This is a genomic window from Cupriavidus sp. GW822-FHT03E04 (assembly GCF_058801495.1).
In genome coordinates this window covers 316063-332756 of the sequence record NZ_JBXANI010000004.1, presented here as the reverse complement: position 1 = coordinate 332756, position 16694 = coordinate 316063, and the positions used below count along the sequence as shown (strand labels likewise).

18 protein-coding genes are annotated in these 16694 nt (G+C 65.6%); 12 read left to right on the top strand and 6 right to left on the bottom strand.

Annotated elements, in window-relative coordinates:
- The first annotated feature begins 6 nt into the window (after window positions 1-6).
- Window positions 7-702: a glutathione S-transferase family protein gene (locus AC1RQC_RS07260; RefSeq protein WP_492813005.1), complete on the top strand. Its 696-nt coding sequence runs from the start codon at window positions 7-9 to the stop codon at window positions 700-702.
- A 493-nt stretch (window positions 703-1195) separates the two neighbouring features.
- On the opposite strand, the gene AC1RQC_RS07255 is transcribed toward AC1RQC_RS07260, so the two are convergent.
- Entirely contained in the window at window positions 1196-2071 is an 876-nt protein-coding gene (locus AC1RQC_RS07255) for a LysR family transcriptional regulator (protein WP_492813007.1), read from the bottom strand.
- Between the two features lie 207 nt (window positions 2072-2278).
- Between AC1RQC_RS07255 and AC1RQC_RS07250 the strand changes: the two genes are divergently transcribed.
- The 8 genes from AC1RQC_RS07250 (at window position 2279) to AC1RQC_RS07215 (ending at window position 10301) form a co-directional block, all read left to right on the top strand.
- A complete protein-coding gene (locus AC1RQC_RS07250) occupies window positions 2279-2701 on the top strand; it encodes a VOC family protein (RefSeq protein ID WP_150990449.1) in 423 nt (140 codons plus the stop codon).
- Window positions 2702-2735: 34 nt separating this feature from the next.
- A complete protein-coding gene (locus tag AC1RQC_RS07245) occupies window positions 2736-3431 on the top strand; it encodes a fumarylacetoacetate hydrolase family protein (protein WP_492882807.1) in 696 nt (231 codons plus the stop codon).
- Between the two features lie 213 nt (window positions 3432-3644).
- Window positions 3645-4436, top strand: coding sequence for an HpcH/HpaI aldolase family protein (locus AC1RQC_RS07240; RefSeq protein WP_492813011.1), 792 nt, complete (start codon window positions 3645-3647; stop codon window positions 4434-4436).
- Between the two features lie 144 nt (window positions 4437-4580).
- Window positions 4581-5471, top strand: a complete 891-nt coding sequence (glxR, locus tag AC1RQC_RS07235) for a 2-hydroxy-3-oxopropionate reductase (RefSeq protein ID WP_492882805.1) — start codon at window positions 4581-4583, stop codon at window positions 5469-5471.
- 132 nt (window positions 5472-5603) lie between these two features.
- The gene (locus AC1RQC_RS07230; protein WP_492882803.1) at window positions 5604-6794 is read left to right on the top strand and encodes a glycerate kinase; all 1191 of its coding nucleotides are present in this window, start codon (window positions 5604-5606) and stop codon (window positions 6792-6794) included.
- Between the two features lie 149 nt (window positions 6795-6943).
- The gene (locus tag AC1RQC_RS07225) at window positions 6944-7318 is read left to right on the top strand and encodes a DUF1484 family protein (protein ID WP_492813015.1); all 375 of its coding nucleotides are present in this window, start codon (window positions 6944-6946) and stop codon (window positions 7316-7318) included.
- Between the two features lie 392 nt (window positions 7319-7710).
- On the top strand, window positions 7711-8781 hold the full coding sequence (locus tag AC1RQC_RS07220; protein ID WP_492882801.1) for a hypothetical protein: 1071 nt from the start codon (window positions 7711-7713) through the stop codon (window positions 8779-8781).
- Window positions 8778-10301, top strand: coding sequence for a hypothetical protein (locus AC1RQC_RS07215; protein WP_492882799.1), 1524 nt, complete (start codon window positions 8778-8780; stop codon window positions 10299-10301). Before AC1RQC_RS07220 ends, AC1RQC_RS07215 begins: the two co-directional genes overlap by 4 nt.
- 131 nt (window positions 10302-10432) lie before the next feature.
- On the opposite strand, the gene AC1RQC_RS07210 is transcribed toward AC1RQC_RS07215, so the two are convergent.
- Complete coding sequence (locus AC1RQC_RS07210; RefSeq protein ID WP_174425270.1) at window positions 10433-10876, bottom strand: MarR family winged helix-turn-helix transcriptional regulator; 444 nt, start codon at window positions 10874-10876, stop codon at window positions 10433-10435.
- A gap of 129 nt (window positions 10877-11005) precedes the next feature.
- Here AC1RQC_RS07210 and AC1RQC_RS07205 point away from each other — a divergent pair, with 129 nt between their 5' ends.
- Window positions 11006-12544 (top strand): DHA2 family efflux MFS transporter permease subunit, encoded by a 1539-nt coding sequence (locus AC1RQC_RS07205; RefSeq protein WP_492373410.1) that lies wholly within the window; start codon window positions 11006-11008, stop codon window positions 12542-12544.
- 24 nt (window positions 12545-12568) lie between these two features.
- Here the strand turns inward: AC1RQC_RS07205 and AC1RQC_RS07200 are convergent, their stop codons facing one another.
- The 3 genes from AC1RQC_RS07200 to AC1RQC_RS07190 all read right to left on the bottom strand — a co-directional run bounded on the left by AC1RQC_RS07200 (window position 12569) and on the right by AC1RQC_RS07190 (window position 14314).
- The gene (locus AC1RQC_RS07200; RefSeq protein WP_492882797.1) at window positions 12569-12964 is read right to left on the bottom strand and encodes a transposase; all 396 of its coding nucleotides are present in this window, start codon (window positions 12962-12964) and stop codon (window positions 12569-12571) included.
- 171 nt (window positions 12965-13135) lie between these two features.
- Complete coding sequence (locus AC1RQC_RS07195; protein WP_492813024.1) at window positions 13136-13513, bottom strand: c-type cytochrome; 378 nt, start codon at window positions 13511-13513, stop codon at window positions 13136-13138.
- A gap of 123 nt (window positions 13514-13636) precedes the next feature.
- A complete protein-coding gene (locus tag AC1RQC_RS07190; RefSeq protein ID WP_492373412.1) occupies window positions 13637-14314 on the bottom strand; it encodes an alpha/beta hydrolase in 678 nt (225 codons plus the stop codon).
- 225 nt (window positions 14315-14539) lie between these two features.
- On the opposite strand from AC1RQC_RS07190, the gene AC1RQC_RS07185 reads away from it, so the two are divergent.
- On the top strand, window positions 14540-14929 hold the full coding sequence (locus AC1RQC_RS07185; protein WP_492882795.1) for a hypothetical protein: 390 nt from the start codon (window positions 14540-14542) through the stop codon (window positions 14927-14929).
- Between the two features lie 91 nt (window positions 14930-15020).
- Entirely contained in the window at window positions 15021-15461 is a 441-nt protein-coding gene (locus AC1RQC_RS07180; RefSeq protein ID WP_492373414.1) for a GFA family protein, read from the top strand.
- A gap of 202 nt (window positions 15462-15663) precedes the next feature.
- Here AC1RQC_RS07180 and AC1RQC_RS07175 read toward each other — a convergent pair whose 3' ends face one another.
- Window positions 15664-16611 carry a DMT family transporter gene (locus tag AC1RQC_RS07175; RefSeq protein ID WP_492882794.1) on the bottom strand — a complete coding sequence of 316 codons (948 nt, stop codon included), beginning with the start codon at window positions 16609-16611 and terminating at the stop codon, window positions 15664-15666.
- Window positions 16612-16694 lie beyond the last annotated feature (83 nt).

The following is a 16694-nucleotide window of genomic DNA, read 5'->3' as shown; positions in this document are numbered from 1 at the left end:
ACCATCATGGCACTGACTCTCCACTACCATCCGCTGTCTTCGTTCTGCCACAAGGTGCTGATCGCGCTCTACGAAAACCAGACGCCATTTTCCGGCGTTGTGGTGAACCTTGGCGAAAAGGACTCGCGCGCCGCGTTCCTGGCGCTCTGGCCCATCGGCAAGATGCCGGTGCTGCGCGACGACAGCCGCGACGTGACGCTCCCGGAAACCACGATCATCATCGACTACCTCAACCGGCACTACCCCGGCGCGCGCGCGCTGCTGCCGACCGATGATGACGAGCGCCGCGAGGCGCGGCTGTGGGATCGCATCTTCGATCTCTACGTGCACCTGCCGATGCAGAAGATCGTAGGCGACCGGCTGCGGGCGGAGGCAGAGCGCGACCCGCGCGGCGTGGCGGACGCGCAAGCCGCCCTGCGCACCGCCTACGACATGATCGAGCAGCGCATGGCCAGCCGCACCTGGATGGTCGGCGAGCACTTCACGCTGGCGGACTGCGCCGCGGAACCGGCGCTGTTTTACGCGGCAGCGGTAGTGCCTTTCGCGCCGACGCATCCGCGCCTGGCCGCCTATTTCGAACGGCTGGTGGCCCGTCCCGCGGTTGCGCAGGTGCTGGCCGAGGCCCGCCCCTACTTCTCCATGTTCCCGATCAAGGACGCCATCCCGGCGCGCTTTCTCCAGGACCAGCCGCCGGTTGCCTGACCCCTTCACATCATGCAGGCCGTCGCCGCCGGCAACGGCGACACGCCGGACCAATGGGTTGCGCCCGTGGTTGCCCGGCGACAGATCTTCCTGGCCGGCCTGGCAGAGTGAATGACTGCACATTGAAAATGCATGACGGCGATGTGCGCGATGTATCACGAATTGACACTTCATCCCGCTGCCGGGTGATGCACGCGGCAGTTCTTGCGCCCATGGCGGGCCCGCTTCGTTCCTAAAGCCGGGATAAGGCCGCAATGGCCCTGCTCCTCTTCGCATTGATCCCCCTTCCCGCTGCTTAATATTCCGCCGCACCTTACGAAACACGACGAGGTGCGGCTGAACCCGAAACGCTGAGGAATTGAAGATTTGCTGGCCCGGCCGCGCCCATGCGGGTGTTGCCAAGTCGTCCTGGTCGCCCCGCGTGTGCTCCCGCCGCGCGGGGTGCTTTTTTTTGCGCGCCGCGGCAATGCGGCGCGCGGCCCGGGGAGGAACATCAACCGGCCGCGTGCGCGGTCTCGGCGACCAGCGCATCGATCAGCGCCGCCATGGACGCGCGCTTGAGCGACGACTGCCTGACCAGCACGCCGATCTCGCGGAATATGGGTTCGCCGGGCAACGGTATCTCCACAACGTGACGCGCGGCCCGCAGCGGCACCAGCGCGGCCGGAATGATCGCGCAGCCCAGTCCTTCATCGACCATCCGCAGGATCACGGCGGGCTCGTCCAGCTCCATCCCCTCCTCGACCCACAGCCGGTGCCGGCGCAGATAGCGGTCCACCAGTTGCCCGCCCATGGAATGCCGGTTGTAGCGGATGAAGGGCATGGCCGCCAGCACCGCCTTCAAGTCGCGCGGCGAGCCCGCCGGCGCAACGCCGACAAAGCGCTCGCGCATCAGCGGTACCCATTTGAGTTCCTGCGGAATGCCTAGCCTTGGCTTGATCAGCACCGCCACGTCGAGCTCGCGGGCATCGACCTGGGTCAGCAATTGGGTAGATGTGCCGGGGACGATGTTGACGTGTGTCTTGGGAAATCCGGCGCGAAAGCGCTTCATGGCCCCGGGCAGCAGCGCGGCCTGCACGGTGGAGACGGCGCCAAGATCCAGCGGCGTGGTGTCGGAGGCGGAATGCGCGCGGCCCTTCATGGACTCGTATAGCTCGACGAAGCGCATGGCTTCAGGCAGCAGCTTGCGGCCCTCCTGGCTCAGCGCGACCGATTTGCCGGCCCGGTCGAACAACGTGCAGCCAAGGTCTTCCTCCAGCCGGCGTATCTGGGTGCTCACCGCTGACTGGGTGAGGGCAAGGCGTGCGCCGGCGGCGGAAAAGGACGAGGTCTCCGCCGCAACAAGGAAGGTGCGGAAATAACGGATCATGTGGGGGTCATGTGGGGGTCATGTGGGGGTCATTTGGGGGTCATTTGGGGGTCATGTGCGAATCACAGGCGGGATGGCGTGACTCATATTGAAATTTTCGATGCTGAGCACAGAAATCATTCGTTTCATATTACGACTTCTGCTGATTACAATCAAACACGGCAACACACCGACAACCCCCACGCACAAGAGACAAGAGCCCCTTTGATGAGCGCAACCCCGTTGTTCCACCTGGCCTTCCCCGTCAACGACCTGGAAGAAGCCCGCCGCTTCTACGGCGAGCTCCTCGGCTGCCCCGAAGGCCGCAGCTCAAATGCCTGGATCGATTTCAATTTCTATGGCCACCAGGTCGTCGCCCACCTCGCGCCGGAAGAGTGCGGCCACCGTGCCACCAGCGCCGTCGACGGCGACGAGGTGCCGGTGCGCCACTTCGGCGCGATCCTCTCCATGGATGCCTGGGAAGCGCTGGCCGAGAAGCTGCGCGCTGCTAATACGCAGTTTGTGATCGAGCCCCATGTGCGCTTCAAGGGGCAGGTCGGCGAGCAGGCGACGATGTTCTTCCTGGATCCGTCGGGCAACGCGCTGGAGTTCAAGGCTTTTGGCGACATCAGCCAGGTCTTCGCAAAGTAATCCCTCCACGCTTTCGTCACAGAAGGACCCAGACATGACCGAATTCGTAATCCAGCCCGCCGAACAGGCAAGCGTCGCCGTGGCCGGCAGCAGCGCCCGCTTTCCCATCCGCCGCGTGTTTTGCGTGGGCCGCAACTACGCCGCGCACGCCCGCGAGATGGGCAATGACCCGGACCGCGATCCGCCGTTCTTCTTCACCAAGCCGGCCGATGCCGTGGTGGCCGCCGAGGGCACGGTGCCATATCCGCCGCTCACGGAAAACCTGCACCACGAGGTCGAACTGGTGGTGGCGATCGGCAAGGGCGGTGCGAACATCAAGCCCGAACAAGCACTCGACCTGGTGTGGGGCTATGCCGTAGGCGTGGACCTGACCCGCCGCGACCTGCAGGACACCGCCAAGAAGATGAGCCGTCCGTGGGACTGGTCCAAGGGCTTCGACGCCTCCGGCCCTTGCGGCCCGCTGCACCCCGTGGCCAGCATCGGCCATCCCGGCGCAGGCCACGTGTGGCTCAAGGTCAATGGCGAGACGCGCCAGGAAGGCGACCTGAACGAGCTGATCTGGCCCGTGGCCGACGTCATTGCCTATGTGTCGCAAAGCGTGACCCTGGCACCTGGCGACCTGATCTTCACGGGCACGCCGGCCGGCGTCGGCGCGCTGCAGCCCGGCGACGAAGTGACCGCCGGTGTGGCTGGTGTCGGCGAGATCGCTTTCCGCGTGGGCAAGCGTTAAGACGCATTGCACTGGCAAGACATACGATGACATGGCTCACCGCGAGCCATGTCATGGCCTCAGCACGATTCCCGCCTGCCTCGGGCCACGCCGAGCGCACTAACTTTCCTCAAACCGGCCTTAACCTTGCTGCTTCGCTTGACGACGTGCCTGCGCGGGTTATACTTGCCCCATGTTGTACGATAACTTATAAGTCAAGCCACAGGAGACACAATGCGCGAGAACCGGATACGGAACATGTGGGCGAACGGGCAAGCCGTCGTCAATGGCTGGCTGTCCATCCCCAGCAGCTTTGCCGCGGAGACCATGGCCCACCAGGGCTGGGACTCGCTCACGGTGGACCTGCAGCACGGCGCGCTGGACTACCGCGACGCCCTTAGCCTGTTCACGGCGATCTCCACCACCGACACCATGCCGGTGGCGCGCGTGCCCTGGAATGAGCCAGGCATCCTGATGAAGGTGCTCGACGCCGGCGCGTACGGTGTGATCTGCCCGATGATCAACACGCGCGAAGACGCGGAGCGCCTAGTCGCCGCCACCCACTACCCGCCGATGGGCACGCGCAGCTTCGGGCCGATCCGCGGCATGCTGTATGGCGGCCCCGACTATCCCGAGCGCGCCAACGAAACCATCGTCGTCTTCGCGATGATCGAGACGAGGCAGGGGCTGGATAACCTGGACGACATCCTGTCGGTCAAAGGGCTCGATGCGGTTTATATCGGCCCGTCCGACTTGTCGCTCGCGCTCGGCTGCCGCCCGACATTCGACGATGTCGACCCACCCGTCGCGGAGGCGATCGCGCACGTGGTGGCCCGCGCCAAGGCGCACGGCGTGGTCGCCGGCATCCACAACGGTGCGCCGGAAGCGGCATTGCGCAGGATCGAGCAAGGCTTCCAGTTCGTCACCGTTGGCTCCGATGCGCGCCTGATGGCGGCCGGTGCCCGGCAGGTGGTGACGCAGATGCGCGACGGGCAGGCGGCAGGCGGCGAAACATCGGGATACTGAGCCGGTACTGAGCCGGCCCCGTTTCGGGACAAGCATTTCAGACAAGATCGAGACAAGAGATTTGAGGCACCGGCATCGCGGTGCCCGCTGCGCAGGCGTCCGGCGGCAAGCGATGCCATTGAGATCGACTAACGGAGAACGAAAGTGAAGCTTGGATTTATTGGCCTTGGCATCATGGGCACCCCGATGGCCGCCAACCTGATCGCCGGGGGGCACGAAGTGAGCCTGTCCAGCCGCAGCGGCGTGCCGCAATCCCTGCTGGACAGCGGTGGCGTGGCTTGCAGCTCCGGCAAGGAAGTGGCCGAACGCGCGGACGTGATCTTCCTGATGGTGCCGGACACGCCCCATGTGGAGGCCGCGCTGTTCAATGACGGCGGCATTGCCGCCGGGCTGAGCGCCGGCAAGATCGTGGTCGACATGAGCTCGATCTCGCCCATCGCCACCAAGGGCTTCGCCGAGCGCGTGAATGCGCTTGGCTGCCAGTACCTGGATGCGCCGGTGTCCGGCGGCGAGGTCGGCGCGCGCAACGCCACGCTGTCGATCATGGTCGGCGGCCCGCAAGCGACGTTCGAGACCGTGCGCCCGCTGTTCGAGCTAATGGGCAAGAACATCACGCTGGTGGGTGACAACGGCGCGGGGCAGACCGCCAAGGTGGCCAACCAGATCATCGTGGCACTGAACATCGAGGCGGTTGCCGAGGCCCTGCTGTTCGCCTCCAAGGCCGGCGCGGATCCGGCGCGCGTGCGCCAGGCGCTGATGGGCGGCTTTGCGTCGTCCAAGGTGCTGGAAGTGCACGGCGAACGCATGATCAAGCGGACGTTCGACCCGGGCTTTCGCATCGGGCTGCACCAGAAGGACCTGAACCTTGCGCTGTCGAACGCGCGCGAGATGGGCGTGTCGCTGCCGAACACGGCCACCTGCCAGGAGTTGTTCAATGCCTGCGCAAGCCATGGCGGCTCGGACTGGGATCACTCCGCGCTGGTCCGCGCGCTTGAGCTGATGGCCAACTATGAAGTCGCGGCCAAGAAGGATTGAGGGCACGACTTAGCCAGCAGTCTTTGCCATCGGGCAGCACCCGCTGCCGCCCGATGGCCTTTCCCCACTTTTCCCCTTTCCTCGGTATGGCGTTTGCCCTGCGGTGAGCGCCGTTCACCCCCGCCTCGCCCTATGCCTAGCCTTCCCGATCCCCTTATCGTCATTGCCCCCGATTCATTCAAGGGCTCCCTTGCGGCCGACCAGGTCGCCGCCGCCATCGCCGCCGGGATCCAGCGCGCGCTGCCCGGGGCGACGATCCGGCAACGCCCGATGGCGGACGGCGGCGAAGGCACCATCGACGCAATGCTGGCCGCAGGCGGCCAGCGCGCCGGCATCGAGGTACGCGGCGCGGACGGCGCCGCGCGCATCGCCACGGTAGCGCTGCTCGCGGGCGACCGCGCCGTGATCGAATCCGCGGAAATCGTCGGCATCACCGATCCGGCAGGCATGGCATGCCCCGTGGCGCAGCGCTCGACGACCGGTCTCGGCGATGCCATCAAGGCCATGCTCGACCTGGGCATGCGCGAGATCTTCGTCGGCCTTGGCGGCAGCAGCACGAACGATGGCGGCGCCGGCCTGCTGCATGGCCTGGGGCTGCGCTTGCTGGATGCGCAGGGCCGCGACATCCCGCCAACGCCCGCCGCGCTGCCCCAGCTGGCGGCAATCGATGCCAGCCAGCTCGACCCGCGGCTGGCTTCCACCAGGCTGGTAGCGATGTGCGATGTCACCAACCCGCTGACCGGGCCGCAAGGCGCCACTGCCGTGTTCGGCCCGCAAAAGGGCGTGCAAGCGCAGGATGTGCAGGCCATCGATGCCGCGCTCGCCGGCTATGCGAGCTTGCTGGAGCCGGCGCTCGGGCGCCACGCCGTGGACGCCGCGGGTGCGGGCGCGGCCGGTGGCCTGGGCTACGCCTTGCTGATGCTTGGCGCGCAGATGCGCCCGGGCGCCGACATCGTGGCGGACTGCGTAGACCTCGATGGCGCGCTCGCGGGCGCCGACTGGCTGATCACCGGCGAGGGACGCAGCGATGTGCAGACGCTAAGCGGCAAGGCGCCGTTGATCGCCTGCCAGCGCGCCCATGCCTGCGGAGTGCCCGCCTCATTGCTTTGCGGCGCCATCGACCCCGCCGCGCTGCCGGCCCTGGGGACGCATTTCACGGGCTGCTTTTCCCTGGCGCCCGGCCCGATCACTGTCGAGCAAGCCATGGCCAACGCGAGCGCTTTGCTATCGGATGCGGCGGAACAGATGGCAAGACTGCGTTTCACCAGCACTCATCCGCTCGAACATGGGCGCCCCCGCCAGGCGGGCGAGGCCTTGCACTGAGCGCCACGGCGCGCCCTGCCTGAAAATCCAGAAATTTCTTAAAGGTGAGCGACCGCGGAAGCAGTATGCTTTTACGAGTCCGCCACGCTCGCGTTGAAGCAGGCGGCCTGGTCTTGCCCCCATAGCCTCCCCCTCTTTAAGGAGCTTGCATGCATCCTAGCGCCCGAGCCGGCCCCAATTCGATCACGCGCGGCGGCAGTCCCGCCGACCCGCTCCTCGCCATCAGCAGGCAAGGCGATCTCATCGCCGAGCTGATCGGCATGACGCGTCCCGCCAATGCCGAGGAACAGCCCCTCGTATCCGCACTGATCGACCGGATCGAAACGCTGGATCGCGGCCTGCGCGAACGCATCGCCAACGGTTGCGCGGAGTTGCAAAGCGTCAGCGCCGGGATGGATAGCCTGCTGCAACTGGCGGAGCTTCAGAGCGAGAAGACGGAGGCGGCTTACGGCTTGTACTGCTTGCTCAAGCTGCTGAAGCTGCAACTGGATGACGCTGTGGAGGACGTGGCTCGGCTGGTCTGAGACGCCGGCGGCCGGGCTGCGGCCGCGACGGCCGTTACACAAGGCGCGGCCTCAACGTTGAAGACATTGCAAACCGTGCCGCTACGCCGGCGTGTCATGCGAATTGGATTTGATTCAAATAGAATTCTTTAAAGAATTCTGATAGATGGTATTTTCCCGGCGGGAGTTTCCCATAGGCCTTTTGGCGCCGCATCCCATATTCATGGGATAAATCCTTCCCCGCCGTGGAGCCGCAAGCCCCCTTAGCCAGCAGCGGCAAGCCACCTTGGGGATTCAAAGAGCCAACGTCACGGCATCTCTCACCCGTTCGGAGGTGGGCACCTTATTTCCCGGTCGATACAATCGCCATCACGGGAAAAGCCAACGTGTGATGCGTCGGTAGTCAATCAAGAATGCACAAATTATTTCGCACCGCCATCGGCGTGAGCGCGTTGGCACTGGTCCTGCCGGCGCACGCCGTCGTCACCAGCTATCGCATCTCCGGCGATCGCTACATCCTGCGCGTGCTCGCCCAGACCAACGATCCGGTCGACTGCCAGCTCGACTGGCAGGTCCGCACCACGGCAGGCTTTACGCGCCAGGGCTCCGTCTTCATCAACAACGTCCCTGGCAATAGCTGGAACGAGGCACTTGGCCCGTTGGTGCAGGACGCGGACCCGCCGGCTATCGGCGCCCGTTGCCAGCTGTCCGACATCGAGCGAACGCGGCGCGCGCAGGAGCAGGCGCAAGAGCAGGAACGCCAGGCGCGGGCACGCCGGCTCGAAGAGGAACGCCGCCTGGCGGCGCAACGGCAAGCCGAGCTGCGGCAGCAGGCAGCGTTGCAGCAACAGTTGCAACAGCAGCAGGCGCAACAAGCCCGCGAGCGGGAGGCAGAGCGCAAGGCCGAAGCGGCATCGCAGGACCTGAGCCGGGGCAATGCGCAGCAGGCGGCCCGCGAGCGCGAGCAACAGGAGCGCGTCGCCGCGCAGCAGCGCCAAGCGATGCTGGAGGAACAGCGCCGGGTCGAGCTGCAGCGCCGCACCGAACAGCAGCGCCGGGCGGAACAGGAGGCCCAGGAGCGCGAACGCCTCGCCCGCCAGAAGGCGGCGGAGCTGCAGCAGCGCCGCGCCGCGCTAGGGCAATCCGCCATGGCGATGAGCGGGTCCATGAGCCAGCAGGCCGCGACGATGGGCGCGGACATCGCGCAGATCGCCGGGGCAGGGCAGGGGCGCGTTGCCGAGATGGCGCGGGAGGCCCCCCAGGGCGATGCGCTCGCGCCGGTGTCCGGCGAGGCGATGCGCAGCTTCTTGCTGGGCCAGGTCGACCTGCCCGCCGGCGTGCGTGCCGAAGCGGCCGGCGCCGGCATCCCGGGTTGCCGGGCGCGCGCCGCGCAAGCCGCCAGCGCGGCACAGGCGTCTTGCCCACCCATCACCAAATTGCCCGCCACAGAGGCGAACCCAGCCACGACGAGGAAACTGCCTTGAGCCAAACCAACCGAACCCTGCTGCGCGGCGTCGCCGTCGCAGCCGCCGCGCTTTGCCTGGGCGCTTGCAGCACGACAAACTTCTCCAGCATGGATGCCGCGTACAAGCAGCAAGGCACCGTAGCCGCCGTGCAGCCGCTGACGGGCAGCGCGCTAGTGGTCGTACGCTGGCCGCAGGCCATCACGGAGTCCGCGCAGGCGCTCCTCAAGCCGAACTGGGTCAGCCGCTATAACGATCTCGTGTGGAACAACCCGGTGTCCATCATGGGCTTCGACGGCATCCACGACGCCTACCAGGGCATCCCCGCCGGCTCGATCTACTACGCGGCGGAGTTCACCCGCCTGCTTGGCCACTACATCCCGTCCGCCGACATCGCACTGGAGCCGCTGATACTCGATGCCGAGAACGGCAAGCTGGTCTATCGTCCGCTGGTGCGCAATCGCTTCCCGGCGCGCATGGTCGTGGACCTGTGGGATGTCCCGCTGACCCACAAGGGCAGCACGCATGGCTCGGCCCAGGTCATCGCCAGCGTGTCCACGGGCGGGCTAGCGTCGGCCAAGACCTGCGGGGTACTGGCCTACAAGCCGGCGCTGAACATCATGCCGGCCTTCGATGCCGCAGCATGCCCCGCGCTGGAGGCCCGCGACGTGCCCCATCCAGATGTGATCTACGGCTTTGCGGGCGACTCCTGGGACTACAGTACCCCCATCCCGACCAAGGCGGGCGTGCCACTCGCGCCGGATGCAGCCGTGGCGTTCCCGCAGACCTATGAGCCGTTCAGCAAGGCGTACTACGAAGCCTCCGCGGCACCGGATTTCGATGCCGACGGCAAGCTGCGCAACGAAACGCTGGACAACCTGGCGCGCGTGGTGGCCGACGGACTCACGCGGATCGATGCAGCGCAGGCAACCCGCGTGGCATTCGACGCCTATGTCGCGCGCTACGACAAGCCGCTGGCCGAGCGCCTGGCGGCACGCACACCGGCCCCCGGCGATGAGGCCAAGCTGAAGCTGATCTCGCAGCTTGCCGATGCCGAACGCAAATGGGTCGCCGCGCAGGACCGCGCCCTGGTGGCCAAGCTGCTCGACGGCGCCTATGGCAAGAGCTTTCGCGCGATGCGGCTAGCCAAGGAAAAGCAGGGGGCACGCCAACAGATGATGTCCATGGCCGGCGCCTTCGCCATGGCCGGGGCGGGCATGGCCAGCGGCGCGTTCTCGGGCGCGGGCGCGTTCAATGCCCAGATGGGCAACACCATGGCGCTGCAGGCCGCCATGCAGTACTACAGCGTATCGGGCCAGGCCACCACGGCGTTCTACGAGCAGTTCGGCGCGGAGATGGCCGCGCAGGACAGGCTGGTCCAGATCGAGATCGGCGGCAAGCAGATCGGGCTGCAGGCGGACAATCGCGCGCGCTTGTATGAGGAGGCTGGCAAGATCTATCAAACGGCTTTTGGCGGCGCCACCGAGGCGCCAAAGCCCAAGCCGGCCATGGCGCGGCGCGCGGGGGGCGCGGCGAAGTAAGGCGGCGAAGTGAGGCGGCGAAGTGAGGCGGCGAAGCAAGGCGGCGAAGCAAGGCGGCGAAGCAAAGGGGCGAAGCAAAGGGGCGCCGGGGTAGAGCACTTCAGGGATTTGGATGGGCTTGCTGCCCGCCGTCAACGATCGACGATCGTGCCCAGGTTTTGCCGCACGCGCTGGAGCAGGCCGATCAGTTGCTCGCGCTCCGGCTCGCTGAGGCCGGCCAGCGCCTCCGCCGCAACCTCGTCGCCGACCCGCCGGGCCTTGTCCAGTGCGCTTTCCGCCTTGGGCGTCATGCGCACCACGCGCTCGCGGCGGTCTTCCGGGTTGGGCACGCGCTCGATCCAGCCGCCCTCTTCCATCCGGTCAAGCAGGCGTCCCGCCGAAATCGGCGCGACTTCCAGCAGCTCGGCGAGCCGCACCTGGTTGACTTCACCATAGTGCGACAGGTAGGCGAGTGCGCGGCATTGCGCCCGGGTGAGATCGAGGGACGACTTGGCCAGCTCATCGAACCGCTTGCCGTTGAGGCGGCCAACGTCCGAGACCAGGAAGCCAAAGCGCTTTTCCAGTTTCGTTTCCATGGCGCGATTGTACAAAGATCTCCCTCAGGCACGCCGCCACGCCAGCAAGAAGCGGCTTGCCATGCTTTGGCGCGACCGTATAATAAGCATGCTTATTATTCAACCCCACCCCTCCAGGTTGTTCAAACCATGTCCTCCGATGCGGTAGCCGGGCGCGTAGAAATGCCGCTCAACCGGCCCATGATCACCATCGCGATCATGGCCGCGACCTTGATCCAGACACTCGACAGCACCATCGCCAACGTGGCGCTGCCCCACATGCAAGGCAGCCTGTCGGCATCGCAGGACGAGATCACCTGGGTGCTGACCTCGTACATCGTCGCTGCCGCGATCGCCACGCCGCTCACCGGCTGGCTGTCCGACCGGCTCAGCGTCAAGCGCCTGCTGGCCATCTCGATCACCGGCTTCACCATTGCCTCGGCGTTCTGCGGGATGTCCGACACGCTGGCGCAGATCGTGGCGTCGCGGCTGCTGCAGGGCATATTCGGGGCGTCGCTGGTGCCGCTGTCGCAATCCATCCTGCTGGATATCAACCCCCGCGAGAAGCAGGGACAGGCGATGGCGGTGTGGGGCATGGGCGTGATGGTGGGGCCCATCCTGGGCCCGACGCTGGGCGGCTGGCTGACCGATAGCTACAACTGGCGATGGGTGTTTTTCATCAATGTGCCGATTGGCGCATTCGCGTTGTTCGGCGTGCTGTCCTTCCTGCCCAACCGGGCGCCGGCACGGGCCTTGAAGTTCGATGCGTTCGGCTTCATCACGCTTGGCCTGGCCATCGGCGCGCTCCAGGCCATGCTCGACCGCGGCGAACAGCTCGACTGGTTCGGCTCGCTGGAGATCCGCATCGAGGCCATCCTGGCGGGGGTCAGCTTTCTGTATTTCCTGGCGCACACCGCCACGGCCGGGCCCAGGTCATTCTTCCGGTACCAGTTGCTCAAGGACCGCAACTTTGCCACCGGTGCCTGCTTCATCTTCGTGATCGGCGCGGTCATGTACGCCACCCGCGCCTTACTGCCGCCGATGCTGCAAAACCTGATGGGCTATCCGGTGGCCACCACCGGGCTGGTCACCGCGCCAAGCGGCGCCGGCACCATGCTCTCCATGCTGCTGGCCGGGCGCCTGCTCAAGCGCATCGACGCGCGGGTGCTGCTGTTTGCGGGCTTCCTGATTTCCGCTTTCGCGCTGTGGCAGATGATGCAGTACACCGTGGTGCTGTCGGTATCCGATATCGTGTGGCCCGGCATCGTCCAGGGCTTTGGCCTGGGACTGGTGTTCGTGCCGCTGAGCGCGCTGACGTTCTCCACGCTCGCGCCGGAACTGCGCGCGGACGGCACGGCCACCTACAGCCTGATGCGCAATATCGGCAGCAGCATCGGCATCTCCGTGATCCAGACCTTGATGACGCGCAACACGCAGGTGGCCCACGCCGACCTGGCGGCCAATGTGAGCGTGTACAACCCGGCCCTGCAATCCTTGCTGGCAAGCGGCTCGCGCTATGACCTGGCCATGCTCAACCAGTCGATCAACCAGCAGGCCGCGATGATCGCCTACCTCAACGATTTCAAGGTCATGTTCCTTGCGACGCTGCTGGTGGTGCCGCTCATCCTGCTGATCAAGCCCACGCGCCACGTCGAGGACGATGCCGTGGCGCATGCGGCCATGGATTGACGCGCTTTTAGCCGAGATTGTTCATTAGCGATGTGCCTGCGAGAGGTCGACTGGCTCATCGGCATTGCCCCACAAGCCCTCAAACCACGGTCTTCGTTTTCGCGCCACGGCCAGGCGCAAGACTGGCTTGACATTTCCTGCATCGTCATCCCGCAGGGCGCCCACGGCCAGTACCCGATGGTGAAGCGTGCAGAGGGTGTGATGCACCTTCTGACGCATCACTGCATGGCGAAACACGCTCATCAGGTTGTAAGCGAGCATCGCCACGCCCAGCGCTGCCTCCGTGGCCCAAAAGTCGCGTAACACAAAGCGACTCAAACCAAAGTCGGCCTTGAGCTCCTCGATGCGGCTCTCGCAATCGGCCCTGCCCCGGTACAGGCGCCAGACTTCCAGCGCGGGAAGTTGCAGATCGGTGAGCATGGCCTTCTAGCGCCAGCCCTGCAAATCGGCGTCATCGGCAAACAGCGGCAGCGTCTTGCCCCCAACGGTGGCGTTCTCGGCGCCGTCCTTGCGGCCGATGTGCTGGCGAATTTGTTTGTAACCAACCCTGAAATGGCTCTTGGATTTCTGTGCCCACCTCTCATCGCAAAATCATCGATTTTTTGAAATCACACCACTCATGTATTGATTTAAATCGCGCAGATCCTTAATCCTCCAAGGGTACGGCGATAGCTTTACACCATTCTCTTGCAAAGTTTTGGGAATCAAGTCTCCGTTTGGACGAAGTATTATCGAGGATACAATAACACCAGGATAATCATTTAGTCGTTTTTTGAAAGCGGATGTTGTAAGATCAGGTGTAGGAGGATTGCTTTTATTAGCCAATGGTCCCGTTCCTTTGATATCCATTCCGTGGCACATGGCACATCTCTGTAAATAGAGATTTTTCCCATTGAAATTATCCGCGAAGGATAGTGATGTTTGAACTAGCGACAAGATTCCTAGCGAAGCGATGAATAATATTTTCATTTTTCATTTCCAAAAGATGCTGGCGTCGTTGCGCAGCCTTGGCCGATCCACTTGTACTGTCTGCGGCCGCGCGCCTAGCCAGAACCGCTTCGCTTCATTTTGAAACAACCTCTTAGCTAATCTTTAGCTGGCGGCCCCGGCGATTCGCTGCCGGACATCAAGGTACTCCGCCACGGCGCGCTGGAACACCGGCAACTTGCCGGTGAAAAAATGGTTAGCGCCGGGCACCACCACGACCGGCAGCTCCTGCGGGCGCGCCCAGTCGAACACCGCTTGCAGCGGCACATTGGCGTCGTTCTCGCCATGGATGACAAAAGCTTCGGCCGGCACCGTGGGCGTGTCGTAGGTGCGCCCGCCGGCCGCTGGCCCGGCCGGCATGCCGGCCAGGATCAGGTACGCGACGGGCTCGCCGCTCTGCAGCAAGCGCTGCGCCACGCGCGTCTGCACATAGGCGCCGAACGAGAATCCCGCCAGCGCCAGCGGCAGGCCCGGGTGCGCTGCCTGGATCTGCCGGACCACGGCAAGCACATCGTCCGTCTCGCCCGCCCCCGCATCGTGGCCGCCTTGCGTGCCGCCCACGCCCCGGAAATTCGGCCGCACGGCAAGGAAGCCTCGCGCCTGGAAGATCCTGGCCAGCGCCACCGGGATCTTGTGTTCCGCGCTGCCGCCCAGCAGCGGATGCGGGTGCGCCACGACAGCGATCGCGCGGATCGGGCCTTGCGGCGCATCCGCCAGGGCTTCGATGCTACCGGCAGCGCCATCGAACCAGATGCGATTGCCTGAGGGGGGAAGCGAGGACATAAGGAGGTAGGGGATTAGGCGTAGGAAAAAACAGACCGGCCAGCCTTGCGGGCAACGCGGCGGCTTTGCAGCCGCATTGTAATGCCCGCAAGGGTGGATGACAGCAACGGATGGTCGGATACAGAGGTCAGGCGGGAGCGTTCGCGCCGCGACCCGCGCCCGGCCGGTGCCTATACTCGTTGCATCACTTCCATGGCCTTGCGGCACCAATCAGGAGGACAGCCCATGACCGCCTCGCAAGCCGATCCCGATCCTGGCCCCGCGGCCCCGCCGCCGCCCGTCCCCAAGGCGGCAGGCGCACCGCCGCAGGTCGTGCCGGCCGGCTACCGGCAAGGCATCATCACCGCTATCACGGTCCTGCTGGGCTTCTCGCTGGCGTTCTGGCGCTTCTGGGGCTTCGAGAGTCCCGGCCACTGGAGTGTCCAGGCGCTGTTCGCCGCCACCTCCCTGGTGGCGGCGGTGTGCCTGCAGATCGTCGCCCTGTTCCGCTCGCTGCGGGTGGAGGACGACCAGGTGCCCGAGTACCGCAAGACGGTGCGCTGGTTCATCGCCTCGGCCATCGCGCTGCTGATCGGGTTGTTCGGCGCCATGCTGGATGCGGCCGTGGCGGGATAGGCGCCCGGAGGGCACGCCCTGCAGCCTGCATCGCAGCCAAGTAGAATGCACCCCGCCATTCAGGAAACACAAACAACAGGAGATAACGCCTATGCAGATTCCCGCTACGTTGGAGTGCCTTTGCGGCCAGGTGCAGCTGCGCATCGCCGGAGAACCGGTGGCGAGAGCCAATTGCCATTGCCAGGCCTGCCGGGATTTCTATGCCACGCCGGTGTTCGCCGCCACGGCCTGGGAGCCGGCCAACGTGGTGGTGGCGCGCGGCGCGCAGCACCTGGCCACCTATCATCATGCGACCCGGCAGCTCCAACGCCAGTTTTGCCCGCAGTGCGGCGAGACGCTCTTTGGCATCAACCGGCTGGGCATGTCGGTGATCCCGAACACCCTCTTCGCGCGGGCCTGCGGCGGTGCGCTGCCGGATGCGCTGCAGCCGGCCATGCACCTGTTCTATCGCCATCGCGTGCTGGAAGTCGACGACGCCCTGCCCAAGTACCTCGACGGCTGGGATGGCCCGGTGCACAAGGCCGGGTTCTGAGCCAAGGGCCGCGGCCCGGATGCCATCGGCAGCGCCAGGCGCCCTAAGCGGGTTCAAGCATGCGGGTGCGGGTGCGAATGCCGGTGCGTGTGGCCGGCGTCAGCCTCGACCATCATGAAATGGTGAAGCGTTCCATGCTGTGGGCAAGAGTGCCGGGCGGAGTGCCTGGCTGGCGCGAACCACAATATACCTTGGCCGCGGCTTATTCCCGTTGCGCGACTGGCCGGTGCCGCGCAGGCATTGTCATGGCGGCTACGCCCGCGACGACACACGCCAGGCCGGCCCAAGCCCCCGCGGCCAGCGATTCCCCAAGAAACACGATGCCAATGGCCACGCCGATCGGCACGCGCAGATAGGCTTGCGCCGTGGTGCCCACCGGCCCCAGCGTACGTACCAGGCGAAAGTAGATGACAAAGGCCAGCGCGGTCGAGAACACGGATAACGCCAGCAGCGCCGCAAGCGATGACAGCGACGGATGTAGCGTCCAGGGCCGGTCGATGGCCAAGCTTGCCGGCACCAGCACCACCGCCCCGACGATCATCGAGCCCGCGGCGGGCGCGGCGGCGGGCAGGTCCTTGAACGAGCGCCCGTAGATAGCCGCGCCGGCGTAGCAGACGGTCGCGGCAACGATGGCCAGTTGCGCAAGCAGTTGCTGCCCAAGCCCGCCCAGCACGCTGGTGCCGACGATCAGGCAGATGCCCGCAAGCCCCGCCACCACGCCGAACAGCTTGCGCGCCGTGATGCGCTCATGGCGCGTGACCAGCCACGTGCCCAGTACGGCGATCACCGGCGACGCGGAGTTCAGGATCGTCGCCAGCCCCGCCGGGACCGATTGCTCGGCCCACGCAATGAGCGTGAACGGCACTACGCTGTTGAGCATGGCCTGCACCGCAAAGCGGCGCCAGACTGCCGCACCGCGCGGGATCTGCATGCCTCTTGCCGCCATCCACGCCACCAGCAGCGCACCGGCGATCAACGTCCTGGCCGCAATCAGCGTGACGGGGGGAATCGTGGCCACCCCAAGCCGGATGAATGTGTAAGACGCGCCCCAGAGCGTGGACAAAGCCAGCAGCAGGACCATGTCCAGCGCGCGGCCGCTGGCGCCTTGGGCGTGGTTGGCGCGTGCATCCGCGCTGGGCAGGGCTGGCATGGCGTTCTCTCTGAAAGGGCTCATCGCCATTGTGGGCGCGTGCCGCGGGAGAACGTTTCAGCTTGTGGCGAAGCATGGATTGC

Coding starts and splice junctions, on each gene's coding strand:
- AC1RQC_RS07205 (WP_492373410.1), top strand. CDS start 11,006: ATGTCCTCCGATGCGGTAGCCGGGCGCGTAGAAATGCCGCTCAACCGG.
- AC1RQC_RS07185 (WP_492882795.1), top strand. CDS start 14,540: ATGACCGCCTCGCAAGCCGATCCCGATCCTGGCCCCGCGGCCCCGCCG.
- AC1RQC_RS07210 (WP_174425270.1), bottom strand. CDS start 10,876: ATGGAAACGAAACTGGAAAAGCGCTTTGGCTTCCTGGTCTCGGACGTT.
- AC1RQC_RS07250 (WP_150990449.1), top strand. CDS start 2,279: ATGAGCGCAACCCCGTTGTTCCACCTGGCCTTCCCCGTCAACGACCTG.
- AC1RQC_RS07240 (WP_492813011.1), top strand. CDS start 3,645: ATGCGCGAGAACCGGATACGGAACATGTGGGCGAACGGGCAAGCCGTC.
- AC1RQC_RS07180 (WP_492373414.1), top strand. CDS start 15,021: ATGCAGATTCCCGCTACGTTGGAGTGCCTTTGCGGCCAGGTGCAGCTG.
- AC1RQC_RS07195 (WP_492813024.1), bottom strand. CDS start 13,513: ATGAAAATATTATTCATCGCTTCGCTAGGAATCTTGTCGCTAGTTCAA.
- AC1RQC_RS07255 (WP_492813007.1), bottom strand. CDS start 2,071: ATGATCCGTTATTTCCGCACCTTCCTTGTTGCGGCGGAGACCTCGTCC.
- AC1RQC_RS07230 (WP_492882803.1), top strand. CDS start 5,604: ATGCCTAGCCTTCCCGATCCCCTTATCGTCATTGCCCCCGATTCATTC.
- AC1RQC_RS07200 (WP_492882797.1), bottom strand. CDS start 12,964: ATGCTCACCGATCTGCAACTTCCCGCGCTGGAAGTCTGGCGCCTGTAC.
- AC1RQC_RS07245 (WP_492882807.1), top strand. CDS start 2,736: ATGACCGAATTCGTAATCCAGCCCGCCGAACAGGCAAGCGTCGCCGTG.
- AC1RQC_RS07175 (WP_492882794.1), bottom strand. CDS start 16,611: ATGCCAGCCCTGCCCAGCGCGGATGCACGCGCCAACCACGCCCAAGGC.
- AC1RQC_RS07220 (WP_492882801.1), top strand. CDS start 7,711: ATGCACAAATTATTTCGCACCGCCATCGGCGTGAGCGCGTTGGCACTG.
- AC1RQC_RS07190 (WP_492373412.1), bottom strand. CDS start 14,314: ATGTCCTCGCTTCCCCCCTCAGGCAATCGCATCTGGTTCGATGGCGCT.
- AC1RQC_RS07260 (WP_492813005.1), top strand. CDS start 7: ATGGCACTGACTCTCCACTACCATCCGCTGTCTTCGTTCTGCCACAAG.
- AC1RQC_RS07225 (WP_492813015.1), top strand. CDS start 6,944: ATGCATCCTAGCGCCCGAGCCGGCCCCAATTCGATCACGCGCGGCGGC.